Source organism: Ureibacillus thermosphaericus, assembly GCF_002370195.2.
GTDB lineage: Bacteria > Bacillota > Bacilli > Bacillales_A > Planococcaceae > Ureibacillus > Ureibacillus thermosphaericus.
The window spans coordinates 981,733-1,007,532 of sequence record NZ_AP018335.1; the positions used below are offsets into that span (position 1 = coordinate 981,733).

The window sequence follows — 25,800 nt, forward strand, 5'->3', positions numbered from 1 at the left end:
GATATGGCGGGATATATATTTGCTCTACAAAGTAAAAATAAAAAGGAATCGGAAATAAAAAATGTACTTAATAAAGTAATTCAATCGGGTGTATATAGTACTAACTTAAACATCAATAAAGAAGAATGGAACACTCCTCAGGAAGGAACAATTGCTGACTACTTATCTATGAAGGAAGGAGATAATGTCTATTTCTTCATAGATCGTAAAATTTATGGTGTAGGTAAATTGGTTAATATTAAAGGCGATTGCAAGTTTTTAAATTTTCCTGGAGCAGATATACCAAAAGTTGAAAAATATGAATTGTTAAAATCAAAAATGATTTTGGATAAAAATGAAAACCTAAAGAACAGATTTATTTGTACTTTTGAGCCAGCACCATATTTTTTTACTGAAGGTATAGATACGGATGATGTCTTATCATCCAATCCATCTGCTTTTAAAATGTTGCGCGTTTTTGCAAATCTATCTTTTATTAAAATTGATGATGTTGAAAATAAGGCACTATTAGATATTATTCTAAAAAGAAATGAAAATGAAATAAAAAAGCCTAATAATATAATAGAAGTTTCCAAGGATGTGCATGAAAGAATTAAGGAAATATATAATGATGACTATAAAATTACGGCTAATAACATTTTGAAATTAGCTTCAAATGGAGAAACAATAAAGCATGAAATGGCGATTGAAGCGGGAATAATAGATTATATTATGAATAATCGAAATGGTATTTTTGGTAGTTGGGATTACATTTCTCACCAGGTCGTAGCATCCCCTTTTAAACCCGTTTACTACATGGACAAGATGGACATATTCGGATATAGATATATTCCTGGTTTTAATACGATATCTAGATACCTAATGATTGAAATAAAAAAAGACACTGCAACAACAGAAGTAGTACATCAAGCAATGAAATATGTGGATTGGATTAACCAAGAATATAGTTTTGGCGATTATAATATGATAGAGGCATTTATTGTTGCTAAAGATTTTCCTAAAGAAGTGATAAAATTAAAAGATAGTATTGGTAAAAGAAATTTTATTCAGGGTAGAAGACCACCAATAACCGCTGAATGGTCGAATTTAAAACTAATAAAGTATAAATTTAATCAAGATTTATCAATTTTAGAATTTGAAGAGGTAAAGTAAAAATTAAATGAAAAGTAGAAAATTGTTGATCTTTTCATAGAATTTTATTATAATAGACATAAAAAAAGGGAAAGGATGTTCGCCTTGTGAATAAGACTCTAAATGTAGTCGAGTTATTTGCTGGCGTGGGCGGTTTTAGGCTGGGATTGGAAAAAGCGAATGCAGATATTTTCAAAACAGTATGGGCTAACCAATGGGAACCGGCCAGAAAAACTCAAGATGCTTTTGAATGTTATTCAAGGAATTTCAAAAATATTGGTATAGATGAATATAGCAATATGGATATTGCGAAAGTTCCTAGTGAAAAATTTCAACAGTTAAATATCCACTTATTAGTTGGGGGCTTTCCATGCCAAGATTATTCTGTTGCAAGATCTCTTTCTGGAGAAAAAGGAATTGAAGGAAAAAAAGGAGTATTATTTTGGGAAATCAAAAGAGTGATTGAAAATTCCCATCCAAAATATATTTTACTTGAGAATGTAGATAGACTATTAAAATCCCCATCAAAACAACGTGGCCGTGATTTTGCTATTATGCTTGCTACTTTAAGGGATTTAAATTATATCGTGGAATGGCGAGTAATCAATGCAGCTGAATATGGCGGAGCACAAAAGAGAAGAAGAATTTTTATCTTTGCTTATAAAAACAATTCAGACTTTGCATACCGTCAAAAGCGTCTAAATCCGTATGAAATTATTTTTAAAGAAGGATTTTTCGCGAAGACTTTCCCGGTAAAAGAAGAAGCATACAAAAATAGAGTTGACTATGTAAAACTTAATAAAGATATCGTGGATATTTCAGATAAATTTTCGTTTGGTTTTTATCCGGCAGGTGTTATGATTGGGGATGAAGTGTTTACAGCACATCCGGAAGTTTTGGAAGAAAAGTTTACACCATTAAAAGATATTTTGCTAAATGAAGATGAAGTGGATGAAAAGTATTACCTAGACGAGGAAACAGAAAGAAAGTTTGAATATTTACGTGGACCAAAAAAAATTGAGCGTATCTCAGCTAATGGGCATAGATATATTTTCTCCGAAGGCGGCATGTCTCCGACAGATGATTTAAATGGTCCTGGGCGAACAATGCTAACAAGTGAAGGTACTGTAAATCGGAGCACTCATATTGTTGAAGTAAATGGAAGAAAAAGATTTTTAACACCGATAGAATGCGAACGGTTAAATTCTTTCCCTGATAATTGGACTGCTGGTATGTCTGAACGTATGCGATATTTTTGCATGGGAAATGCTCTAGTAGTGGATTTAATTACAAAAATGGGACAAACAATTATTGAGATTGATTCGAAAGAACTAGTGACATCCGAACAAATAGAATTATTTGTTTAAAGGCTATGGTAAATCCATAGTCTTTTTCTGTGAAAATAATTTAATTCCACTTAGCCCATGAATAGCTTCAATCTATTGAGGGTAATATATAAATAACCTAAAAAAGACAATAAGAAAGCAGAGCTACCTAATGGAAGGTAACTTTGTTTAAACTTATTCTTCTTTGGTTATACTAATTAATTAAAGGTTCTTTATAAGGCTCCTTATTAATTAGCATGGAGTAAATGATTCGAAGCATTCGATGCGATATGGCAACGAGTGCTTTTTTCTTTCCTCTTCTTGCAGCAATCGACCAATATTTAGCAGCTAACCAACGATTCCTACTTCTAGAGATTGCCCATGCTACTTCGCACAGTACAGTTTTGATATGAGGATTCCCTTTAGTCGTTTTAGTTGACTTTCGTTTTCCTGCACTTTCATGATTTCCTGGAGCAACTCCGGCCCAAGACGCTAAGTGTTGAGAGGTAGGAAATTGTTCCATGTTCACCCCAATCTCTGCAATAATAATTGCTGCGGAATCCTTTTTAATACCCGGAATCGTTAGTAATAACTCCACTTCTTCTTTATAATTCTTCAGAATTTCATCTATTCTTTCCTCGATTTGGCTGATTAATGATTCTAAATAAACGATGTGTTGCCAAGATTGTTTGATTAGAAAGATTTGATGATCGTTTAAAGTACCGAATAAAGAGTCTGTAATCATTTGTTTTTTGTGCTTCATTCTTCCGTGAATACTATTTTCTACATCAATGGAATCAACATATCCATTTTGAATTAATTTGGATAGAAGTTTTCTTCCAGAAACACCAAACACATCTGAAATAACTGAATTTAGTTTAACATTTGAGCATTCTAATACTTTCAGAATCCTATTTTTTTCTGAAGTCAAATGGCCGATCCATTTTTTACGAAGCCGAGTTAAATCACGAAGGCTTCGTATATCTTCTGGTGGAACAAAACTTTTTTCAATCAGTCCATAACGCAATAACTTCGCAATCCACTCTGCATCCGAAACATCTGTTTTTCTTCCAGGGACATTCTTGATTCTTTGAGCATTCGCTAATGTAATATCAAAGTAATCCTCCAAAATGTTATAAACAGGTTTCCAATAAACTCCAGTACTCTCCATCGCAATGTGCGTAATGCCATGGTTTTCCAACCACTTTAGTAAACGAAAGAGATCCTTTGTTAAAGTGGGGAAAGTTTCTGTTTCAATGAATAATTCATCGTCCTGTTCGCCAATCATGACACAAGCAACAATTGTTTCAGCATGTACATCTAATCCTGCACAACGTGTCATCAGTACATCCAATATAATCCCTCCCATAAAGTAGATTCACAAACAGCGAGTGAATTTGAAATATAAGCATTTTTCTGTACGTAGTCATCATTCCAAATGAATGAGCTAACAATGGGTTGTTCACCAAATCCACTCAAACAGTTTTTTATTCAGGGTATCATCCACCATAAAAGCCTACGTATTGTTAACTGTTTGTGTTATCTACATTATGGGAAAGAAATATCCATTTTCATGCCAGGGTTGTGAATGAAAATTCATGATTGTTTTTTATGGAGGAATTTGTAAGTTCTATATAGAATAACTAAATTTGAGGTGGTTGTAATGAAAAGTGAATTTGATAATGATATAAAAGGTGAAAATGTGGTTGTTGAATTTTTAGAAAAATATTTTTATTCAAATTTTAATTTTGAAACTTATCATCGATTTGTAGATAAAGATATGCAAAATAAAGGAGTAGATTTAAAATTTTCAACTAAGCAAAAAGAATATATAGTGGATGAGAAGGCAGCAATAAGATATCCAAATGGACTTCCTACATTTGCATTTGAATTAACCTACATTAAAGACGGAAAAGTTAAAGAAGGTTGGTTCTACGATAATACTAAAGAAACAAATCATTATATTTTAATATGGCCGATTCGTAAGGATGTTCCACTTGAAAAATTGAAAGTTGAACATATTTATTCAGCGGAATTAATGCTTGTAGATAGATATGAGTTTCAAAAATATATATTTTTAAAATACAATCTAAAAAAAGAAGATTTTTATGCTAAAGCAAGAGAAATCAGAGAAAATGGGCAAATTGATGAACCTTCCACTATTGCGAAGGAAAGTAGTGCTAAATATTACTTTTCGACCCAACTTGCAGAAAAACCTATTAATATCATTTTTCAAAAAGAAGAGTTGCTTAAGAGTAATGCGATTAAAGCATATTATAATGTAACTCCATTTGGATATCAAAACTTGTTGAAAAAAGGAAATGGTTGAATCCTATCTCTGAATGTGAAATCAGAGTTCTATCCAAATACATATTTCCAAGTTCACAAGATGTTTCAGGTAGTTGATACTTTACATGTTTTAATTCTACTTTAATAGTTTTTCAAAGAAGTTTCGTACTTCTGTATCGGCTTCCCACTGCTTTATTTTCTCTAAATCAAATTCCTTCTTTATAAATAGAATAGTCAGGTAACCACTTATCTTTATTTGGTATTTTAGTGTGATACAAGTCATCATAGTTCACTGTAAAAGCAATTGACCATCTGGTTCTGACTTACTTAGACGTTTAAATCCAGCAAAAGTAATAGTTTACGTAATGTTGTCACGCAAATGAGGGAGACAGTTTCTATAGTACTGATTTTTTTGAATATTGATTCATTTAAAATAATCTGGTTTTTCTACAAGAACTTTTTACAATCCAGGGTTGAACTTCCAGTAGTAATTAGTTTTAGACTATAGGTACATGTGTCTCATCATGATTGATTGTATTTTAATACTGTATCTATAATACTGGTACAAGGAATATTTTTTCCATTTACTTGTTGGTTGTCATCTATATGTTATGTCTAAATAGAAACCCCTCTTTCCATACTAAAGTTTAGATTGAAATCCTCGATTTTTATCGAAAAATTATTGATTTTCGAGTATTATCAAACCATAGCAGTATTTTGTACGTGGTAGAAGTGCTGTTATATCAAAGCATGGGAAATGCGTACACTGAGTAGTGTTAGCTGCTTTAGGGGAGGGAAAGAAATGTCTAGTAAACTAGAAATCCAAAAACTATATGAACAATGGATTGAAGCATGGAATCGAAGAGATGCAGAAGGCATGGCTGCTTTGTTTGGGGAAGAAGGGGTACAGATTGGATTTGATGGAAGTATGGCGATTGGCCAGGAAGCAATCCTCTCGCATTTAGCGCCTATTTTTGAAAGTCATCCAACGGCTCCTTATGTAACGAAGGTGAAGGATATTCGTTTTTTAGGAAGCGATATTGCCTTCTTACGTGCGATTGCTGGGATGGTCCCGCCTGGAGAATCGGATATTGAACCTTCCGTCAATGCTCATCATACAGTTGTAGCGGTGAGAAAAGACGATCACTGGTTTATTGAATTGTTTCAAAATACACCTGCTCAGTTCCATGGAAGACCTGAACTTGTCGAAGCCATGACAATAGAGTTGCGGGAACTGCTTTCGTAATTTGTTTGCTATGGGTATTTAGGCAACCAACGTTTTGTTGATTGCCTTATTTTTATTTACTTTTGAAACAATGTTCCGTACATATCCTGTAATTCTTTTGCGCTATTTTGCCATTGAACAGGTTCGCCATTCCCCATTTGGACTAGTATATTTAACATCGATAGCTGTTTATGGGTAATGTCATGATGCCTCCTTGTTCCACATCATCTAATGAATTAAATCCACTATTTCACGTGAAGAAAATTGTTTTGGCAATTCTAACGTTAGCGATATAGGTCGTTCTTTCCCATCATCAAAGTGTATCATCCCACCAACTTTACATTCCATTTCTCCTGTTGCAAAAAGAGTGTAGCACTCAAGGGCGATTAAAAGATCAAATCATTTCTTTTTGGAAAAAGCGTTATACCGACCGTTTACTTCATCCGTATTCAATTATCTTCTCAATACTCCACACAGCTTCTAGAAGATACGCACGAAAAAATTACGAATGATTGGAATTTCTGTAAACAGAGTTCTATTTCCTGTGGAAAATAATACATTGGGGGTAAGAGGGGAGGGATTGTTTTGTCAACGCATCAAAAAGAAGAACTCATCTTATTATTAAAAGCATTTAGTGCTGCATTTGTTGCGACATTTGTGCACATGTTTACGGTCAATGTGCTGAATGTTCATCCGTGGGTTTTATTATTGTGTATTGGTGCAGTGCTGTTTGTGGTGTTTGTAAAGTTTGTCCCGAAACTAACTCCCTTTGCGATTACCTACTTTATAACATCCGTCGTCTGGACGGTCGTGTATTTCTAAAGTGTTAGTAGTGGGGGAAATGGAACGTTGAAAATTGTTGTCTGCTTAGTGATTACAAACGTTGCCATTTTCCTCACAATTTCCATGACAAAGTGCCTTTCTCTCCTTTAAACGACTTTTGCATAAGTCCATTCCCATAAATCCTCATTTAACCTCAATTCTTTATTTTGAATGTAACCTTTATTGAAGAAGCCCTCGTATTCATTGTTTGCACAAGTGCCCAATTTAAGTCCCCAAGACTCTTATTAATTAAGGGGATGGATCTTAAACCAATCCTCAACAAACTCTTTCCATCGTCAGTCCCGCGACATTTCTGAAAAAATAATATTTTCCCCATTCGAAAGTTATATTGAGGAAAATATTTAATTATCATGTAATAAAATAAATCAAGAAGGCTGTAGTGGGCCGGACAATCTTTTAGAAAAGGTGACTTATGCATGCTTTCCATTAATCCAAAAGAAATAAGTGAAAGAGAGAATGATACTTTACTCACTTGCATGATTATTCCTCGACCGATTGCCTTTGTTACGACGATGTCCACTGAAGGCGTTGTCAATGGAGCACCTTTTAGCTATTTTAATATCGTTTCAGCCAACCCACCGATGCTTTTGATTTCTGTACAACGAAAAGATGGAAGAATGAAAGACACTGCTCGAAATATTTACAATACGCAGGAATTTGTTGTGCATGTTGCGGATCATGAAAATATAGAAAAATTTAATTTGGCATCGGCAAACTTACCAAGTGATAAAAGTGAACTGGAATATGCAAAATTAACTCCAGTAGAAAGTGAAATGGTAAGTGTTCCGGGAGTAGAAGAAGCGAAAGTGCGATTGGAATGTAAACTGGTAAAAGGGATTCCTTTAGGGGGCATCAATGGTGAAGGGCCGAGCTGCGATTTATTTATAGGTGAAATTGTGCTCGTGCATTTAGATGAAAAAATCTATGACCATTCATATATTAAAACAAGAGAACTCAATCCTATCAGCCGATTAGCAGGTCCGAAATATGCTACGATAGGCAATATATTTTTAATCGAAAGGCCGAAGTAATACAATATGAAAATGTATAGTTTCATCTTGGTTTTCTGACAATAACAGAAGTGAGCGTCTCATGTTGAGACCCTTTTTTTATCCTTCAAAGGAGAGAATGGAATGGATTTTAAACAATCTGTAGATCCTGATGTATTGGAACTCGTATGGAATAACTCCAATGATGCCTTATTTACTGTTGATTATGATGGGAAAGTGTTAATGGCAAACCCTGCTTTCGCAAAGATTCTTGGGTGTGCGGAGGAAGATTGGCAAGTTCCTAATCATTTACTTGTTTTTCAGGAGCAAGACGAAGAAGAATTTCAACAACTATTGAATACTTTAAAAAGCGGAAAAAATGTTCCCTATTATATGACGAAAAGAAAACGAAAAGATGGAAAAGTATTAGATATTTTAGCTTCCTATGGTGCAGTAAATGAAGGCAATGTCCTTGCGGTTGGTACGTATAAAGATTTTACAGAGCAAATGGAAATTCGACGGAAACTCGAATCGAATCAAGAAAGTTACCGCAATTTATTGGAGTTTTTTCCATATGCGGTTTTTATGATAAAAGATGATGCTGTCATCTACATCAATCAAACTGGCATGGACCTGATTGGCGCTCGTTCCAAAAAAGACGTATTAGGTATGTCTGTATGGCAATTGATTCATACGGAGCAACAGTTTTCGATTAGAAAGTTATTAATAGAAGGAATTCAAACAACAGTACTCGAGAAAATGAAGCGGGTCGATGGGGAAGTTTTGTGGGCGGAAATTACAATGATGCGTGTGTTTTTTGAAGGGCAATATGTGAATCAGCTTGTAGTGAGAGACGTAACCGAGAAGAAACACTATGAGGAACAGTTAAAATATTTTGCGTACCACGATCCGTTAACAGGACTGACGAACCGGCGTTATTTTACAAAAGAAATGAAAAAAGTCGTAGAAGAAGCAAGAAGAAATAATGGCATGTTCGGTGTTATGTTTATCGATATGGATGATTTCAAAAAGGTGAATGATACTCTCGGCCATGAAGTAGGGGACCAATTATTAATAAAATTTGCCGATCGGTTGAAAAAGAATGTGCGTGAAGGAGATGTCCTTTGCCGCATTGGTGGCGACGAATTTCTGATTTTAATTAAAAATATCCGTGGAAAACAAACCCTTGTTGAAATTGCAACGAGGTTACAAAAAGCCTTTCAAGTTCCTTATCAAATAGAGGATCAATCGATAGTCGTCACTTCGAGCATCGGTATTGCCATCTTCCCTCAAGACGGCATTGATGTAAAGACGCTTATATCCAATTCTGATCAAGCTTTATATGAAGCAAAAAAATATCGAAAAGGATTTGTATTCTATAAAGAGTAGAAGAAATGGTATGAGTATAAGATGATGTGCCCGGTATAAGGTCAAAATAAAAAGGAAGAAGCGTATTTTTTTCTTTTTTTGACCATACTCTTTGTGAGGTGAAAAATATGGAGGATTGGCAATACGCACACTTATCGGAAGAACAGTTGGCAGAAATTAAGGCGCTGGAGCATAAACTTGGTGTCGCATTAATAGCCTACGAAAATGAAAACAAACAGGACCATCAAGAACATTTGGAAAACTGATAGGAATTTTTCTTATCAGTTTTTTATTTGGAAAAGAAATCGTTAATAAAAAAGCGACATGATAGGTTTCCCTGAATTCATCAATTTTAATTGCACTTGAATCGAGTAAGTGGAGGGAAGTCGTTTTCGTGCGACTTGCGGTTTATGTGTGATTCTCAATGTAAAGTGCTGTTCCTAAACAAAAGTATTTTCTTCATCTTTTGCATCATATATGATAAAGAAAAAATTTGACCGAAACGGGGGGAGGAACATGCACGTAGAAATCCATGAGGGTGTAAAAGACTGGATTCGTTCAAAGGGGAATCAATTAACGGTGCAATTGTTAGAAGTGAAAGGGTGTTGTGCTCCAGATATCCAAGAGCTCGTTGTGTTGCCAAGAAAACCGAAGAATGTGCAAAACTATCGAGAGTTTACCATAGATGACTTGTCTGTTTATGTACAAACTCCTATTGCTATGAAAGAAAAGCTCGTTCTTCAATTAAAGGGATTTGGCATTTTTAAAACGGTTATAGCAAGAGTGCAATAAGTAGTTATCATGGGGCAGTCTGAAAAGTCATATTGAGATGGCCCCTTTGCGACGAGGATTGTGCAAACTTGTTTCGACTACTGTAGGAGAAAGTTTGTTAAAAGCTTAAGAAAGCGAGGGGAGGAAAGCCCCTATTTCTTTTTGAAAATCGTTGTGTTTTCGATTCGTATGGAATCTACTTCTCCACAATGTAAACAAAATGTGTAAATTTTATTTGCACCACTCATCGACATGAGGCTTGGTTTAATTGGCATGTAGTCTGTGCCTTCTGCAAATTCCGTTCCTCCGCATTTAAAACATTTTTTTGTTTCCATATCCATCCTCCCCTTTTTATTCATAATTACGATTCTTTTTCCAATTGGTTTCAAAAGCGTTTGAATTAGGGTTCAATCAGGCAGATTTATGTATATAAAGATTAAAATTGACAAACCTAATAATAAAAAGCAGGGGAGGGTTTTCATGAAAAAAAATTGGACTTTTACATTATTTTTACTATCTTTTTTATTCACTGTTGTAGCATGTGGGGATACATCTGAACAAATAGACAAGAATAAAGTGGAAAATCAACAAACTTCTGAAGAACAAGTAGAAACGAAACAAGCAGATGCCATTGAAGATCGTTCTGGGAAAGTACCGTTAGACTTAAAAGTGGCAGACAATCCAGCCTTCCCAGTTGGCAGTAAAGTAAAAATTTATGCAAACCATATGGATGGCATGGAAGGAGCAGAAGGAGTAGTTGTCGGAGCTTATGATACAACGGCTTACTCTGTATCTTTTAGACCAACAGATGGCGGTGAGGAAGTAAAACATTATAAATGGGTGATTCATGAGGAGTTAGAAGGAGCAAGTGGAGATCCAATGGAACCTGGTAGGGAATTGGTAATTAATACGGAACATATACCAGGCATGAGAGGTGCATCGGCAACGATTGAAACGGCAGAAGAAGGACCTGTCTACATGGTGGACTTTACAACAACAACAGGAGAAGAAGTAAAAAACTACAAATGGCTAGTTGAAGGGGAACTTGTTGCTCCGTAAAGGCACACTTTTTGACCGATACTTCCGCTTGACAAGGCGGTACGCTAGATGTGATTACTATAAGGAGAGAAATATTCATCATAAGGAGTCGGTCCTGATCCAAAAGTTTTGGACTTTTAGATCAGGCTTTTTCACGTCTAAGTAAATACAGAAATAAGCAGGCTAGCCGCAAATAACAAATAGCTAACTTGAATTAGGATATACATCGTCCGTTCAAAAGCAGTCAACGCTCGGTGTTTTCGTGCTTTTTCTAATTGGCGTAAATAAACACCAGAAGTAATAATCATGATGATGACATAAATGGAAAATAAAATTTCTGATACAATATTATCCAAATTTTCAACTCCTTTACAGAAGTTATTTATCATCCTCAATTTTAATCTTCATTTTCTTCAATTTTCATTTTCACTAGTAGGACATACTTAGAGTCTTGAATCATTTGTTCGACTTCTTTTTCATCTTGTAAATCGTAAACTGCCATTTCATTTTCTGATGCTCGATATACTCCTAATAGATAGGACTGATTTAATTCTAATGTTTCTTCATTTAAAGCATATTTCCATTCGCTAATGATGTTTTCGGAATTGGGGATATCAATTTTTGTTGGCTTCAATGAGATGTTGTTGGAATAAATAAATAGATATGATCCATCGACGGTTTCAAACATACCGATTCCTAAAGGACCCTGCTCTGTTTTGTTAGGGCTTAATCCATAAGCCAATTGAGCGGCCGATTGTTCTTTTTGTTTTCCATCCTGATAACTTTCCACCCAAATCGTTACCCACGTTTGATCCGCATTATTTAATTTGAAATCAAAGTTTAATAGGTTGCCAATTCTGAGTTCTTGAAAGGTTTTACCATATCCGGTGTCAGGTTTGGCTTCTATCGTTGCAGGAACGTCGTCATTGGTGGTAGAACAAGCGGCGAGAAGGATGATTGAAAACAACAATAAGTTACTAAATAACTTGTATTTCAAATGAATCACCTCAGTAAAAAATTTCAAAAAATAGATTTTGTTATAAAGGAGTGTAGCAAGGAAATGAAAAAAGAGAAAGTTGCAAATGTCCTGTTTTTTTGGAGGGAGAAGGAAGGGAAGAAATGAATATTTAAAATAAAGTTGCAAGTATTTCGCCAAAGTTATCATGTTCAATAAAAAAACAGACTGCTAAGCAACCTTAACAGCCTGTACAAATCAAGTCTAATATTACAACGAATCAATAAAGTGTTTAATTCGTTTCATTGCTTCTTTTAATTCTTCCATTGATGTTGCGTAAGAGCAGCGGATATGGCCTTCGCCGCTTTCGCCAAAGACATCACCTGGTACAACGGCAACGCTTTGTTCTAACAATAATCGTTCTGCAAATTCTTGAGAACTGAGTCCAGTTAATTCAATGGAAGGGAAGGCATAGAAAGCACCTCCTGGCATGTGGCAAGTAAGCCCCATTTCATTAAAGGAATTCACAATGAAATTACGGCGGAGACGATAACTTTTCACCATTTTCTCCACTTCGCCTTGTCCATTGCGCAACGCTTCCAAACCGGCATATTGTGAATTTGTTGATGCACACATCAATGCATATTGATGAACTTTCAACATCGCACTTGCAATTTCTTCCGGTGCACATACATAACCTAGTCGCCAACCTGTCATGGCAAAGGCTTTTGAGAATCCATTCACTAAAATGGTTCTTTCCCTCATACCAGGGAGAGTGGCCATACTTGTAAAGGAATCATCATATGTAAGTTCGGCATAAATTTCATCAGAGATTACGAGTAGATCATATTTTTTGGCAATCTCAGCTAGAGCTTCTAATTCAGTTCTATTTAATAGCGTACCTGTAGGATTGTTAGGGAAGCAAATAATCATCGCTTTCGTTTTGTGAGTGATTGCTGCTTCAATTTGGCTTGGTAAAATTTTAAAGTCATTTTCTTTTAACGCCTGCACTGGGACTGGGATGCCGCCTGCAAGAGTGACGGTAGGGCTGTATGATACGAAGCAGGGTTCTACAACAATAACTTCATCGCCTGGATCGATAATCGTGCGCATCGCTGTATCGATTGCTGAACTTGCCCCCACTGTGACAATGACTTCGGAAGGGGAATACTCCACATGATAACGGTTTTTTACATAATTTGTGATTTCTTCGCGTAGTTCTAGAAGACCCGCATTGGGTGTATAGGAAGTATATCCTTCTTCAATGGAACGGATCGCCGCTTCTCGAACATGCCAAGGAGTGACGAAATCAGGTTCACCAACACCGAGGGAGATGACGCCTTCCATTCCTGCAGCTAAATCAAAAAAACGACGAATACCTGAGGGTTTTAATTCTCTAACTGTTCTGGAAATATATGTACTTTTTGTTGCCTTCATTTATGACACCACAATTCTTTTATCTTTTTTCTCTTGTTCTAAAATAATTCCATCATGTTTGTATTTTTTCAAGATGAAATGAGTTGTTGTTGATACGACAGATTCCAATGTAGACAATTTTTGTGATACAAAATTTGCCACTTCATTTAAAGTGTTGCCTTCAACAATAACGGATAAGTCATAAGTACCGGACATTAAATAAACAGATTGTACTTCATCATAACGATAAATTTTTTCAGCAATCTCATCGAAGCCAACGCCTTGTTTAGGGGTTACTTTCACATCAATCATTGCTCGAACGCCTTGATGTTCATCGATTTTTGTCCAGTCAATCATTGTTAAATATTTAACAATGACTTGATCACTCTCAAGTTTTTTTAGAATGGATTCTGTTTCTTCTATACTTAAGCCCACCATTTTTGCAAGGTCTGCTGTTTCGATTCGAGCGTCTTTCTCTAACACTCCAAGTATTTCTAATTCTTTTTCATTTAGCTTCATTGAAAAAAGACCCCCAACTATGTGTAGTTTATTTATAGATTTTAGCACTATGAATAGAGAGTTCAAGTACAAATCTGACGAAGTTATTGCGTTTTTCTAAGCATTTAAGTCATCTAAGAGGTGATGGAAAATTTTTGTAGAATCAATGAAATAGGGGGAGAGAAATAGATGAAGAAATATGTATTTATTTTTATGCTGATGTTTTTAGCATCGTGTCAGACATCTCAATTCAGCATAAGTGAATTAGAGGTTGTTCTGAAAAAAGTGCAAGAGAGAATAGATGAATACGCTAAGCTCCAAATATTGAATACGAAAGGGAATGTTTTTTATATTGTTTATTCATCTACTGCAAATGTAGAAGAGATTAGAATTGATCGGGACTACACTAATTGTAAAGCTTGATGAACAAGAAGAGCAAAATACAGAAAGAAAACATGTGTTTAAGGTAACAAAGAATATTTAGAAGCATATATAAATGGTGAGTTTGTACCTTTCGATGTCTCTACAGGTGTATAACCTCTTTAAAAAAACACCACGCATCGATACGTGGTGTTTTTTTGTGTGCGCCTGGCATGGATGTAATCTATAGGGTGCAAGTCCCGAGCCGTGAAGGCAGAAGTAACGGTTAGCTTAACGCAAGGGTGTCTGTGGTGACGCGGAATCTGAAGGAAGCGAGCGGCAAACTTCCGGTCTGAGGAACACGAACTTCATACAAGGCTAGGTATCATTGGATGAGTTTGCACAACAAAACAAAGTCCTTTCTGCCGAAGGTGATACAGAGTAAATGAAGCAGATAGATGGAAGGAAAGATTACATTCTTACCCAGGGAGGTCTGATGGATACGTGAAATACACTTCATAACCTACTTAGTGATAAGTAGCTGAACCATCAGAAGTCAGCAGAGGTCATAGTATTAGTTGGTCTAGAACAACTGAGAAGGACCGAACAATTAAGAGAGAATAGCCCTTGGCATTCAGTGAGTCATGATGAACACAGAAAACGTAGTACCTCACTTGAGGGAGGAAGCGGTGAATCCCGTGGGGGACCTCTTGGAGGGTGGAGTGACCACTGGCATAAAGAGAACAGCTATTCACGGAAGGAGAATAACGATGCTTTTGAATCAAATCCTGTCACGGGAGAACATGCTTCAAGCACTAAAACGTGTAGAACAGAATAAAGGAAGCCACGGAGTAGATATGATGCCCGTACAAAATCTACGACAGCACATAGTTGAAAACTGGCTATCGATTAAAGAAGCAATTCTCAAGGGAACTTATGAACCGATGCCAGTCCGCAGAGTCGAAATCCCGAAACCTGATGGCGGTGTTCGTTTACTAGGAATCCCTACCGTAACAGACCGTTTGATTCAACAAGCAATCGCCCAAGTACTTTCAAAAGTGTATGACCCTACATTCTCTGAAAACAGCTACGGATTTAGACCAAACCGAAGTGCCCATGATGCGGTGAGGAAAGCGAAAGAATATATAAGAGATGGACATCGATGGGTTGTAGATATGGACTTGGAGAAATTCTTTGATAAGGTCAACCATGACAGATTAATGGGTACACTCGCGAAGAGAATCCAAGATAAACCATTACTGAAATTGATTCGTAAGTATTTACAATCGGGCGTCATGATTAATGGTGTGGTGTCAAACACATTTGAGGGAACTCCACAAGGAGGACCATTAAGTCCGCTACTATCTAACATTGTACTAGATGAACTAGATAAAGAATTGGAAAGAAGAGGACACAAATTCGTTCGATATGCGGATGACTGTAACATTTACGTGAAAAGTAAACGAGCAGGACTTCGCACAATGGCAAGTATCCAGCGATTTATTGAAGGAAAACTACGACTGAAAGTAAATGAAAAGAAATCAGCGGTCGACCGTCCATGGAAACGTAAGTTTCTAGGATTTAGCTTTACCTATCATAAAGAGCCAAAGGTTCGTATCGCAAAAGAAAGCCTTAAACGAATGAAGAATAAAGTTCGTGAAATCACATCACGCAAGATGCCCTACCCGATGGAATACCGCATTCAGAAACTGAATCAATATCTAATGGGATGGTGTGGATATTTTGCGTTAGCAGACACCAAATCTATATTCCCTGAATTAGATAAATGGATTCGTAGAAGACTTCGAATGTGTCTATGGAAGAACTGGAAGAAACCGAAAACAAAGTTACGCAACCTTATTCAACTTGGCGTACCACAATGGCAAGCGTATGAATGGGGAAATACTCGGAAGAGTTATTGGCGTATTTCAAAAAGTCCAATATTACACAGAACCCTTGGTAACTCCTATTGGAGAAACCAAGGGCTGAAAAGTCTTGAAGCTCGTTATGAAAACTTGCGTCAATTATCTTAATTGAACCGCCGTATACGGAACCGTACGTACGGTGGTGTGAGAGGACGGGAGTTAATCGCTCCCTCCTACTCGATTTATCTTGGTAATGTAAAAGTAACTGTCTTTCCTTTAAATTGATCTTTTCCTTCATCATTTGTGAATGGACCAAATTCTAAATCAAATCTCTTGAAAATTTCAAATTCATCTTTTCTAAAAAGAAAGACATGATGTTTAACGCCTTGTTCTCCTGGTTGCACTTCCCTTTCATCAGAAGGTTCCACCATGCCGCTAGCAATAGCTGTACCGCGGTTATCATCGATTCTTAATTTTGAACCAATTTGATCAATATTAACTTTTTCACTGGATTGGTTATCGATCAAAAGTCTCACCGTAATTGCCACGACACCGCTATCGCCAAAGTTACGGAAACGTTCTTCATTGCCAGCGGTTGGAATGACTTCTGTATATTGAACACCATCTAACGTAATGATTACATTGTCAATTTGTTTTGTTTCATTGATATTTGATTTTTCAAAAATCATTACTTTATCAGCCCAGTTTGCCGTTGTTAAACGATCTGGGTAAAATTGTGGTGCGTTTCCAACTTCTTTTGCATATTCTTCACTATATACGAAGTCAAACACAGCATCATCAAGGAAGCTTTCTTTGAATGACTCATTTTCAGATACGCCACCTTCAATGACAAACTTCGGTTTTACAGAAGATATAGCTTCAAATTGTTCATTTGTTAAAGTGAATGTGACATAGCCTTCCGCTATTTCACCTGGAGCCCAAGCACGTGTTTGTTCGTTTTGTGGGCGAGGGAAAAGTTCTTTTCTTAAAAATGTAAGGTCAAATGGGATGTAATCTGTTTCGTGTGTTAAACGAATATTAAAATTGAGGTTGTAGTACATATCTTTCTCTGTTGTATTGTTTATGATTGTTTTAGCAATGATGATATAACCTTCTTGTTGGTCATCAAATTGAATAAGAAAATCTCGATTCATATCAGTGACTTTCACAATTTGATAGGCAGGAACGTCGACAATAAAACCTTTCATATCATGGGAATAATTTGCGCTCTCGTTTGTGTATACAACTTCTATATTTCCTTCTGTTGCTTCTTGAATGAGTTTATTTACTTCATCAAAAGATGTAGTTGCTCCGTTTACTTTTTCATTTTTTTCTTCGTTTATGTCTACTTCTACATCTGCATTTTCTTCAAGGTTTTTTGATTCTTCATTTCCACCACAGGCTGCTAATAGCATTGCCAAGAGCGTGACAACGAACCAATGAAATTTACCCACTTTTTCACAACCTTTCAAATTTTTTGTCACGTGAACAATTATATAGAAAATTTTCTCTATTATAAGAGCATCCATCAAAAATGAGAGAAAGGTATAGCATTTTCGAGTTTGGATTATGAAAAAGGTTTGTAAGTAAAGTGGGATAATGTTCATAACATTGAAAAGTTTAAATAGCTAATTGGTATAATTTGTTTTTTGTACAAGCTTGTCAGAAGTAAATGCAATGGCTCTTTATTTAATTAAAAAGGAAAACCTATTCTTAAGCATTTCATTGGAAAAGACTAGAGCTGGCCAAATACATCAGTCATTAAATAAATAGCAGTGCCCCAAATAAAAATGGCTGAACATTTGTTAAAAATCATTAAAATCCTTCCGGAGCGATCTAACTTTTTCAAGACTCCCCCTGCTATGGTTAGGCCAACAAACCAAATCCAAGATACGCTGATGCAGGCTAAGGTAAATAATAATTGTTCGATATCTTCATATTTCAGCGCGCTCGTTCCAATCACACCTATAATGTCTAAAATAGCATGAGGATTCAAGACGGAAACGGAAATCGCAAAGATAATTTGCTTTTTGGCTGGCAACGCGTTGTTTGTTTCAGTGATTGCTGGTTTGCTTTTCCAAATGGCATACCCCATATATAACAAAAATACGACTCCCACCATTAAAAGCCCTATTCGCAACCATTCAAATTGCAACACAATTGCGGATAATCCAAAAACAGCAAGTAAAATTAACAATGTATCGCACATCGCTGCAGTAATTGTCGCAGGAAAGGCGCGGAAAAGATTCGGCTGCATAGCACCTTGTGTAAAAACAAATACATTTTGAACCCCTAAAGGTAAAATCAATCCAAATGCTAAAATGATTCCGTGTAATAGTGGTTCCATTTCTTCACCCCGCTTTCTAAATCAATCATACTTTGTTATAACTAAAAGAAAACGACCAATTGGATGGATTTTGCACCATCCAATTTTAAAGAGGTGATTTTTTTGGACTGGAAACCAGAACGGAATTCCCATTTAACCCTACAAGAACAAATTGTCAATTGGATGCGGTCTCGCATTGAAAGAGGAGATTGGACGGTTGGCACAAAAATTCCACCCCAACGAAAACTTGCGAGCCAATTGAAAGTAAATCGTAGCACGGTGCAACAGGCGATAGAAGAATTAAAAGCGGATGGCTTATTGGAATCGAAAGTGGGTTCTGGAGTCTATGTGGCGAATCATTCTTGGAATGCCCTGTTAAACAAATCCCAACCGAATTGGAAACAACATATTGAATCGAGTATTCATAAACCAAACATTCATACCATTCAATTGATTAATGAATACGAGCAATACGATGACGTCATTCGCCTTGGAACAGGGGAGTTGTCACCGGAATTACTTCCGACAAAAGAGTTGAAGCAGTCTCTTCAATCAATTTCTCTTGATGCGAAAGTAATCGGCTATTCATCACCTCTAGGGAATGAACGATTGCGAAAGATTTTGTGCGAATATTTACAAAAGCGGGGGATTTATACTTTTCCTGAAAATATCTTAATTGTTTCAGGGGCACTTCAAGCATTGCAATTAATTGCTCTTGGCTTGTTAGAGGAAGGCTCAATCGTATTTCATGAAGATCCATCTTATTTAACTTCAGTGCATCCATTTCAATCTGCGGGGATGCAAATGATCTCGGTTCAGCGAAATCAGCATTTACAAGAAACCCTACAATCTTTAAAAAAGAAAAGGCAGTCTATTTTTTATTGCATTCCCTCATTGCATAATCCAACAGGAATAAATTTTTCAGTGGAAGAAAAGAAACAGTTGTATGAAGTGTGCAATGCTTTGCAAATTCCGATTGTGGAAGATGATGTGTACCATGAATTATTATTTGATTCTCCGACACCGCCGATTAAATCCTTCGATTCTTCAGGACAAGTGCTATACATCGGGAGCGTTTCGAAAACGTTAAGTCCAGGATTACGCATTGGTTGGGTAGTAGGGCCAACGCAAGTAATCCAGAGATTAGCCGATATTAAAATGCAAACAGATTATGGGTCTAGCTCCTTCTCACAAGAAATTGTGGCTCACTGGTTATCAACGGAATTATATAAAAATCATGTTTCATGGCTCCGACATCAACTAAAAGAGAGGGTTGCCTTTGTAGAAAAGATATTGGAAGAAGAGTTTAAAGATATTGCCTCATGGAATAAGTCAGCAGGGGGCTTTTATATTTGGCTTAGGTTCCATCAGCCGATTGTCAATAAAGCTTTCTTTTTAAAACTGTTGAATGAAAAGGTTTTGATTAATCCCGGATATATTTATGCTGCAAACGACTTGCATCATATACGACTTTCATACGCATATGCATCTTTTGATGAATTGGCTAAGGGGTTAGAAATTTTGCGGAAAATCTCTAAAGTTTCGATGAATAGAGGAATAGAAGGAAGCGAATAGGAATTTTAAAATTGGAGCTTTGTTTTTTAGCAAAATTCTCTAAAGAGAATGTTAAATTTTTCAATCATCAATATCCATCCTTTACAAAAAAGAGCGAATCGTTCTCTACATTCGCTCTTTTTTAGTGCGCCTGGCATGGGTGTAATCTATAGGGTGTAAGTCCCGAACTGTGAAGGCAGAAGTAACAGTTAGCTTAACGCAAGGGTGTCCGTGGTGACGCGGAATCTGAAGGAAGCGAGCGGCAAACTTCCGGTCTGAGGAACACGAACTTCATATAAGGCTAGGTATCATTGGATGAGTTTGCTAAACAAAACAAAGTCCTTTCTGCCAAAGGTGGTACAGAGTAAATGAAGCAGATAGATGGAAGGAAAGATTACATTCTTACCCGGGGAGGTCTGGCGGATATGTGAAGTACGCTTCATAACCTACTTAGTGATAAGTAGCTGAACCGTCAGAAGTCAGCAGAGGTCATAGTATTAGTTGGTTTAGAACTACTAAGAAGGACCGAACAATTAAGAGAGAATAGCCCTTGGCATTCAGTGAGTCATGATGAACACAGAAAACGTAGTACCTCACTTGAGGAAGGAAGCGGTGAATCCCGTGGGAGACCTCTTGGAGGGTGGAGTGACCACTGGCATAAAGAGAACAGCTATTCACGGAAGTTATAAAGACTTGCGTCAATCATCTTAATTGAACCGCCGTATACGGAACCGTACGTACGGTGGTGTGAGAGGACGGGAGTTAATCGCTCCCTCCTACTCGATTGGGCTAGTACCCATTGAAATTAAGCATTTCGGGGTTTTCTTACTTCAGCAGGAGGATTGTTGTGGATTACTTGATTAAACTCTTTTGAATATTCTTCCCGTTGATTAGATCTTTTATTCTCCTTTTTATCTTTCTTAAAACTCGTCTTATTTTTCTTCGCCATCCTTATCACCTCCCAAAAATCTTGAATTTAGCGTGCGTCAATTCAATGAAACTATTCCTTCAAAATTCTTCTCTTTAATGCATAGATCCAAAATGATTTCATAGGAATACGAATGAAGAGGTGACAAAGTGATAAAAAGAGCAATTTTTGTCTTCATTGTTCTCATTGTGCTTACAGCATGCCAAAATACGAAAGAATGGACTTTTGTCGGTGAAACGAAAAATTGGCGAGTTGTCTATGAAGTGGTAATGGAGAAAAAACAGGAATCATCAATACTTCAAATCGAATACATCGGGAAGAAACCAATTCCAAAACAAATCGGCTATCGTATAGAAACACCATCCGGTTCTTCCACTGAAATCGGTTTATTAAATGATCAGGGGATCTTAATGATTACAGATGTTTGTGGGGAATGTACAAATGTAAATGAAGAGACGGAAATCAACATGGCCGTTGAATGGGGCAGACAAATTGAATTGTTTACATTACAATTTGAAAAGATTGAAGAGTGATATGTTTGGATGAAATAAAATGAGTCGTTTCTTCCCATGAGAAACGACTTTTATATGTTTACCCCTTTGTTCATGCCATTAAATATCCGTTTCCATTTCAAATCGAGAATACGCAAAATCATACGTAGCTTCTAACATACGATCAGAAATGTTTACAAGCTGAATTGGTTCAAGTCCAAAATACTTCACCAAAAACTGAACCATATTTTTACGCTCTTTATTGCTCAACAAGGCCATCCCCTCCTATGTGATATATAACAATTATATTATATATAAAACTGATATACAACAGATAAACGCCTAATATTTCGTAAAAATTGTGAAAAGTTTATTTTTAAAAGGATGAAGAATAATAAAAGTAGTCCAAATAGGAGGAGTGCAAACAATATGGTGAACCCACTAAATTTCACGCTGTGGGGTGAGAAGTGATGAACATTTTTCGTGGAGACGCTCACAAAATTTATAAGCGGCTTAAAGAAAATCAAGATGCCATTCATGAATCAAAATATTTAAAAGATCTTTATGAAGTTCGAAAATTTTATGAGTCAATTGAAAGCGATGTGTTGCAATTAATTTACTATCGATTAGTAAAAGAGGAAAATGGGTCAGGCATGATTCCGATTTTTGTTTCGTCCATCCCTTTTTTATTTTTAATTTTTTCCGAGCATCTTCAGAAAATCCTGTTTCAAGAAGGAACGCGAAATTGGATGATTTTCATTGTTTGTTATATCACAGGTATTACATTTGCTTTGTTTCTTCATTTTAGGGAAAAGGCATGGGCGTCTTCCCATATTGAAATGATTAAAGATATTTTGGAAGAACGAAAGAACAAACAGCATGACATATAGATGTGAATATCAAGACAAAATCTATCCATAAAAATTACATTTTCCGACATCATAACTTTTCGACAAATTGGCAACATTGTTATCATAAAGAGTTTTTTAGAAAAATAATTAGGAGGAACTTACAATGTCAGAGAAATTAAAAATTGGGATCATTTTAGGAAGTACACGTGAAGGTCGAGTAAGTCCTCAAGTTGGCAAATGGGTAAAAGAAATAGCTGATAATCGTGAAGAAGCGGAATTTGAAATCGTTGATATCGCTGATTACGACTTGCCTTTTTTTGGTACGACAACATCTGATACAGTAGATCCTCGAGTAGCTAAATGGAATGAAAAATTAGCAAGTTTAGACGGATTTATTTTTATTGTGCAAGAATATAACCACAGTATTACAGGGGCTTTAAAGAACGCGCTCGATTTAGCTAGAGAAGTTTGGAATAATAAAGCGGCTGGCATTGTCAGCTACGGTTCTGTTGGAGGAGCACGTGCTGCTGAACATCTACGCGGGATTTTGGGAGAATTAGCGGTGGCAGATGTTCGGACACACCCTGCGTTATCTCTTTTCACTGATTTTGAAAACATGACAAAGTTCAAACCAGCAGAAATGCATACAAAAACTGTAAATGATATGCTCGACCAACTGCTTAAATGGTCCAAAGCTTTAAAAACAATTCGCAATAACTATTAACTTTATAAAATCTGCTCCAGTTCATACAATGGAGCAGATTTTTTAGCAAAGACAATTGTAAAGAAGGGGAGCTTTATTAGATAAATAGATACTAATTATGATTTTAAATATATCACCTTTAAAATAAAGTTGACAAATAGGAATAGTTTGAATAAAATGATGATTATTATAAATGATGTAGTTGATTGGACAGACCAAAGACTACAAAATTCTCAATTCTTTTATTTATTGAGGATTTTGTAGTCTTTTTTCATTTTATCAGGAGGAGAGATTTTCATGACGAAGTTTAGCTATATTTCACATCTAGAATGTCCTAAATGTAATGAACGTTATGACGAAAGTAAAGTTCAACAGTTATGTAAATGCGGATCGCCTCTACTGGTTCGATATAACTTGAAAAAAGTAAAGGAAAACGTTTCGAAAGAAGAGCTTGTAAATCGCCCAAAAAGTTTATGGCGATACCACGAAGTTCTTCCAGTCAAAAATGAAGAACATATCATTTCACTAGGTGAAGGTGGAACTCCTTTAGAACATCTCCCAACGTTAGGGACGAAATATGGTTTAAAAAATCTTTACATAAAAGATGAAGGGATTATACCAACTGGTTCTTTTAAAACAAGAGGAGCGAGTGTCGGTGTATCGAAGGCGAAAGAACTTGGTGTGACACAACTAGCGATGCCGACTAATGGAAATGCGGGGGCTGCGTGGGCGCTATATGCATCAAAAGCAGGTATTAAAGCGACGATTGTCATGCCTTTAGATGCACCGCTCATTACTAGAAAAGAAGTGTATATAGCAGGTGGTGATTTACATTTAATAAATGGTTTAATCAGCGATGCAGGAAAAGTGGTTGCACATTTAATTCAACATGAAGGAATTTATGATGCTTCTACTTTAAAAGAGCCATATCGAATTGAAGGAAAGAAAACAATGGGCTATGAAATTGTGGAGCAACTTGGTTGGAAAGTACCAGATGTCATTTTATATCCAACGGGCGGCGGAGTAGGAATCATTGGAATTTATAAAGCTATGCTTGAAATGCAAGAAATCGGTTGGATTGAGAAAGGGAAATTGCCTCGTTTAGTTGCTGTTCAAGCAGAAAGATGTGCGCCAATTGTGGAAGCTTGGAAAAAGGGAGAAAAGGAATCCGTATTTTTCGAAAACTCTACAACTTGTGCATTCGGCATCAATGTACCGAAAGCACTCGGAGATTTCTTAGTACTTGAAGCTATTTACAATACGGATGGTTGTGCAGTCGCAGTCTCTGAAGATGAATTATTGGAAGCGCAAAAACATGTAGCTTCTCTTGAGGGCAATTTCATTTGTCCAGAAGGCGCTACTACATTTGCTGCTGCAAGAAAGTTACGAGAGCAAGGATGGATTCAAGAAGAGGAGCTTGTTGTATGCCTGAATACAGGAGCGGGAATTAAATATCCTGAAACGGTAGATATTCAAGGAGTACAAGTCTTACAACCGGGAGATGCGCTCTATGCACAATCTCCACAAGACAGTAACTGGAGAGATTAATCATGGACTGGCAATACATTGTTGAAGTATTACCGTTTTATAAGACTGCGTTATGGCTAACGATTAAGCTTGCAGCAATCGGCATTGTTTTTGCTACGATTACAGGCTTCATTTGCAGTGTAATCCAATATTTTAAGGTCAAAGTGTTGAATCACATCGTCCAAGTTTATTTAGAGATTGCTAGAAACACACCATTGTTAATTCAATTATTTTTCTTATATTTTGGGTTACCGAAAATAGGATTAACGTTAAGCGGGGAAATGTGTGCAATTATCGGTTTGACTTTCCTAGGCGGAAGTTATATGGCTGAAGCATTCCGCGCCGGCATGGAAGCTGTCACAAAATCACAAGTGGAAAGTGGGAAAGCATTGGGACTAAGCAATTTTCAACTAGTACGTTACGTTATTTTTCCGCAAGCCTTTTCTTATAGCGTGCCAGCCTTTGGAGCAAATTGCATTTTCTTAATAAAAGAAACATCCGTATTTAGTGGAATTGCCATATTAGAACTTACCAATACAACGAAAAACTTAATGGGAATTTATTATAAGACGAATGAAGCATTGTTTATGCTTGTCATCGGCTATTTGATTATATTACTTCCTTTCACATTATTTTTAATGTGGCTTGAGAGGAGAGTTCGTTATGCTGAATTCGGGCATTAGTGTTTTATTTGAGGGAATCAATTTCCTTAGGCTGCTTGAAGGGCTTTTCCATACGTTAAAAATTGCGGTGATTGCAATCATTATTTCGATTGTTTTGGGCACGATTATCGGCATAATACGAACGACGAAAAATAAGTTTTTGCAATTCCTGTTCAAAATTTATTTAGAGTTATTTCGTATTATTCCCATTTTAGTATGGTTGTTTGTCATCTACTATATTGTTCCGGTGAACTTTAATGTGGAGTTAAGTGCAGAAGTGGTTGCACTGATTGTTTTCAGTTTATGGGGTACAGCGGAATTGAGTGATATTGTGCGAGGAGCCATTGTTTCTCTGCCAAAACATCAAGTGGAATCGAGCCTTGCACTTGGGCTAAGTAAAGTTCAAATGTATCGTTATGTGCTAGTTCCACAAGCGGCAAAGCGTTCAATTCCTCCAACAATTAATCTTATTACACGAATTATTAAAACAACAGCACTACTTACAATGATTGGTGTTGTAGAAGTAATCAAAGTAGGTCAACAAATTATTCAGTTTTACAATGCTGAATACCCTACTGTTTCATTTTGGATATACGGGATTATCTTTTTCTTATATTTCTGTATTTGTTTTCCGTTGTCTCGAATCTCACGCAAGCTAGAACAAAAATGGGCAACTTAAGGAGGT

30 protein-coding genes are annotated in these 25,800 nt (G+C 36.3%); 20 read left to right on the top strand and 10 right to left on the bottom strand.

All coding sequences use genetic code 11. From position 1 onward, the window contains the following. The first annotated feature begins 3 nt into the window (after window positions 1–3). Both UtA1_RS04780 and dcm read left to right on the top strand, forming a co-directional pair. The gene (locus UtA1_RS04780; protein WP_096550215.1) at window positions 4–1,152 is read left to right on the top strand and encodes a hypothetical protein; all 1,149 of its coding nucleotides are present in this window, start codon (window positions 4–6) and stop codon (window positions 1,150–1,152) included. Between the two features lie 86 nt (window positions 1,153–1,238). Further along, window positions 1,239–2,498, top strand: coding sequence for a DNA (cytosine-5-)-methyltransferase (dcm, locus tag UtA1_RS04785; protein WP_096550216.1), 1,260 nt, complete (start codon window positions 1,239–1,241; stop codon window positions 2,496–2,498). 172 nt (window positions 2,499–2,670) lie between these two features. Here the strand turns inward: dcm and UtA1_RS04790 are convergent, their stop codons facing one another. Beyond that, window positions 2,671–3,810: an IS110 family RNA-guided transposase gene (locus UtA1_RS04790; protein WP_096550217.1), complete on the bottom strand. Its 1,140-nt coding sequence runs from the start codon at window positions 3,808–3,810 to the stop codon at window positions 2,671–2,673. A gap of 309 nt (window positions 3,811–4,119) precedes the next feature. Here UtA1_RS04790 and UtA1_RS04795 point away from each other — a divergent pair, with 309 nt between their 5' ends. From UtA1_RS04795 to UtA1_RS04820, 7 genes are all read left to right on the top strand, one after another. After that, on the top strand, window positions 4,120–4,785 hold the full coding sequence (locus tag UtA1_RS04795; protein WP_096550218.1) for a hypothetical protein: 666 nt from the start codon (window positions 4,120–4,122) through the stop codon (window positions 4,783–4,785). Between the two features lie 762 nt (window positions 4,786–5,547). After that, window positions 5,548–5,991 (top strand): SgcJ/EcaC family oxidoreductase, encoded by a 444-nt coding sequence (locus tag UtA1_RS04800; protein WP_016837417.1) that lies wholly within the window; start codon window positions 5,548–5,550, stop codon window positions 5,989–5,991. A gap of 564 nt (window positions 5,992–6,555) precedes the next feature. Beyond that, entirely contained in the window at window positions 6,556–6,792 is a 237-nt protein-coding gene (locus tag UtA1_RS04805) for a hypothetical protein (protein ID WP_016837414.1), read from the top strand. Window positions 6,793–7,229: 437 nt separating this feature from the next. Further along, window positions 7,230–7,844: a flavin reductase family protein gene (locus tag UtA1_RS04810; protein WP_096550219.1), complete on the top strand. Its 615-nt coding sequence runs from the start codon at window positions 7,230–7,232 to the stop codon at window positions 7,842–7,844. A gap of 102 nt (window positions 7,845–7,946) precedes the next feature. After that, window positions 7,947–9,191 (top strand): sensor domain-containing diguanylate cyclase, encoded by a 1,245-nt coding sequence (locus UtA1_RS04815; protein WP_096550220.1) that lies wholly within the window; start codon window positions 7,947–7,949, stop codon window positions 9,189–9,191. Window positions 9,192–9,298: 107 nt separating this feature from the next. Further along, a complete protein-coding gene (locus UtA1_RS17010) occupies window positions 9,299–9,436 on the top strand; it encodes a hypothetical protein (protein WP_016837410.1) in 138 nt (45 codons plus the stop codon). Window positions 9,437–9,686: 250 nt separating this feature from the next. Continuing rightward, window positions 9,687–9,962, top strand: a complete 276-nt coding sequence (locus UtA1_RS04820) for a CC/Se motif family (seleno)protein (protein WP_016837409.1) — start codon at window positions 9,687–9,689, stop codon at window positions 9,960–9,962. Window positions 9,963–10,093: 131 nt separating this feature from the next. Here UtA1_RS04820 and UtA1_RS04825 read toward each other — a convergent pair whose 3' ends face one another. Beyond that, on the bottom strand, window positions 10,094–10,276 hold the full coding sequence (locus UtA1_RS04825; RefSeq protein ID WP_016837408.1) for a hypothetical protein: 183 nt from the start codon (window positions 10,274–10,276) through the stop codon (window positions 10,094–10,096). A 145-nt stretch (window positions 10,277–10,421) separates the two neighbouring features. On the opposite strand from UtA1_RS04825, the gene UtA1_RS04830 reads away from it, so the two are divergent. Then, window positions 10,422–11,000, top strand: a complete 579-nt coding sequence (locus tag UtA1_RS04830; protein ID WP_016837407.1) for a YdhK family protein — start codon at window positions 10,422–10,424, stop codon at window positions 10,998–11,000. Window positions 11,001–11,137: 137 nt separating this feature from the next. Here UtA1_RS04830 and UtA1_RS04835 read toward each other — a convergent pair whose 3' ends face one another. From UtA1_RS04835 to UtA1_RS04850, 4 genes are all read right to left on the bottom strand, one after another. Further along, window positions 11,138–11,335: a hypothetical protein gene (locus UtA1_RS04835; RefSeq protein WP_232019905.1), complete on the bottom strand. Its 198-nt coding sequence runs from the start codon at window positions 11,333–11,335 to the stop codon at window positions 11,138–11,140. A gap of 41 nt (window positions 11,336–11,376) precedes the next feature. Further along, entirely contained in the window at window positions 11,377–11,976 is a 600-nt protein-coding gene (locus tag UtA1_RS04840; RefSeq protein ID WP_096550222.1) for a hypothetical protein, read from the bottom strand. 228 nt (window positions 11,977–12,204) lie between these two features. Continuing rightward, window positions 12,205–13,371 (bottom strand): aminotransferase, encoded by a 1,167-nt coding sequence (locus UtA1_RS04845; protein ID WP_096550223.1) that lies wholly within the window; start codon window positions 13,369–13,371, stop codon window positions 12,205–12,207. Further along, window positions 13,372–13,869 carry an Lrp/AsnC family transcriptional regulator gene (locus tag UtA1_RS04850; protein WP_016837404.1) on the bottom strand — a complete coding sequence of 166 codons (498 nt, stop codon included), beginning with the start codon at window positions 13,867–13,869 and terminating at the stop codon, window positions 13,372–13,374. Window positions 13,870–14,037: 168 nt separating this feature from the next. Here UtA1_RS04850 and UtA1_RS04855 point away from each other — a divergent pair, with 168 nt between their 5' ends. Together UtA1_RS04855 and ltrA are read left to right on the top strand one after the other, a co-directional pair. Further along, complete coding sequence (locus tag UtA1_RS04855) at window positions 14,038–14,271, top strand: hypothetical protein (protein ID WP_096550224.1); 234 nt, start codon at window positions 14,038–14,040, stop codon at window positions 14,269–14,271. 707 nt (window positions 14,272–14,978) lie between these two features. Then, a complete protein-coding gene (gene ltrA / locus UtA1_RS04860) occupies window positions 14,979–16,241 on the top strand; it encodes a group II intron reverse transcriptase/maturase (RefSeq protein ID WP_096552415.1) in 1,263 nt (420 codons plus the stop codon). 74 nt (window positions 16,242–16,315) lie between these two features. On the opposite strand, the gene UtA1_RS04865 is transcribed toward ltrA, so the two are convergent. Both UtA1_RS04865 and UtA1_RS04870 read right to left on the bottom strand, forming a co-directional pair. Further along, complete coding sequence (locus tag UtA1_RS04865) at window positions 16,316–17,527, bottom strand: DUF5068 domain-containing protein (protein WP_232019906.1); 1,212 nt, start codon at window positions 17,525–17,527, stop codon at window positions 16,316–16,318. 281 nt (window positions 17,528–17,808) lie between these two features. Continuing rightward, on the bottom strand, window positions 17,809–18,420 hold the full coding sequence (locus UtA1_RS04870) for a LysE/ArgO family amino acid transporter (RefSeq protein ID WP_016837400.1): 612 nt from the start codon (window positions 18,418–18,420) through the stop codon (window positions 17,809–17,811). Between the two features lie 102 nt (window positions 18,421–18,522). Here UtA1_RS04870 and UtA1_RS04875 point away from each other — a divergent pair, with 102 nt between their 5' ends. Beyond that, a complete protein-coding gene (locus UtA1_RS04875; RefSeq protein WP_096550225.1) occupies window positions 18,523–19,974 on the top strand; it encodes an aminotransferase-like domain-containing protein in 1,452 nt (483 codons plus the stop codon). A 546-nt stretch (window positions 19,975–20,520) separates the two neighbouring features. After that, on the top strand, window positions 20,521–20,664 hold the full coding sequence (locus tag UtA1_RS17015) for a hypothetical protein (protein WP_172597779.1): 144 nt from the start codon (window positions 20,521–20,523) through the stop codon (window positions 20,662–20,664). 94 nt (window positions 20,665–20,758) lie between these two features. On the opposite strand, the gene UtA1_RS17020 is transcribed toward UtA1_RS17015, so the two are convergent. Next, on the bottom strand, window positions 20,759–20,902 hold the full coding sequence (locus UtA1_RS17020) for a hypothetical protein (RefSeq protein WP_168411855.1): 144 nt from the start codon (window positions 20,900–20,902) through the stop codon (window positions 20,759–20,761). Window positions 20,903–21,030: 128 nt separating this feature from the next. Here UtA1_RS17020 and UtA1_RS04885 point away from each other — a divergent pair, with 128 nt between their 5' ends. Continuing rightward, entirely contained in the window at window positions 21,031–21,414 is a 384-nt protein-coding gene (locus UtA1_RS04885) for a hypothetical protein (RefSeq protein ID WP_016837397.1), read from the top strand. Between the two features lie 78 nt (window positions 21,415–21,492). Here the strand turns inward: UtA1_RS04885 and UtA1_RS17025 are convergent, their stop codons facing one another. Then, window positions 21,493–21,645, bottom strand: a complete 153-nt coding sequence (locus tag UtA1_RS17025) for a hypothetical protein (RefSeq protein ID WP_168411853.1) — start codon at window positions 21,643–21,645, stop codon at window positions 21,493–21,495. Between the two features lie 197 nt (window positions 21,646–21,842). On the opposite strand from UtA1_RS17025, the gene UtA1_RS04890 reads away from it, so the two are divergent. The 5 genes from UtA1_RS04890 to UtA1_RS04910 all read left to right on the top strand — a co-directional run bounded on the left by UtA1_RS04890 (window position 21,843) and on the right by UtA1_RS04910 (window position 25,794). Continuing rightward, complete coding sequence (locus UtA1_RS04890) at window positions 21,843–22,262, top strand: hypothetical protein (protein ID WP_016837395.1); 420 nt, start codon at window positions 21,843–21,845, stop codon at window positions 22,260–22,262. 124 nt (window positions 22,263–22,386) lie between these two features. Further along, entirely contained in the window at window positions 22,387–22,947 is a 561-nt protein-coding gene (locus UtA1_RS04895; RefSeq protein ID WP_016837394.1) for an NADPH-dependent FMN reductase, read from the top strand. Between the two features lie 276 nt (window positions 22,948–23,223). Continuing rightward, window positions 23,224–24,474 carry a threonine synthase gene (locus UtA1_RS04900; RefSeq protein WP_096550226.1) on the top strand — a complete coding sequence of 417 codons (1,251 nt, stop codon included), beginning with the start codon at window positions 23,224–23,226 and terminating at the stop codon, window positions 24,472–24,474. Window positions 24,475–24,476: 2 nt separating this feature from the next. Continuing rightward, window positions 24,477–25,136 (top strand): amino acid ABC transporter permease, encoded by a 660-nt coding sequence (locus UtA1_RS04905; protein ID WP_096550227.1) that lies wholly within the window; start codon window positions 24,477–24,479, stop codon window positions 25,134–25,136. Continuing rightward, window positions 25,117–25,794, top strand: coding sequence for an amino acid ABC transporter permease (locus UtA1_RS04910; RefSeq protein ID WP_096550228.1), 678 nt, complete (start codon window positions 25,117–25,119; stop codon window positions 25,792–25,794). Before UtA1_RS04905 ends, UtA1_RS04910 begins: the two co-directional genes overlap by 20 nt. Window positions 25,795–25,800 lie beyond the last annotated feature (6 nt).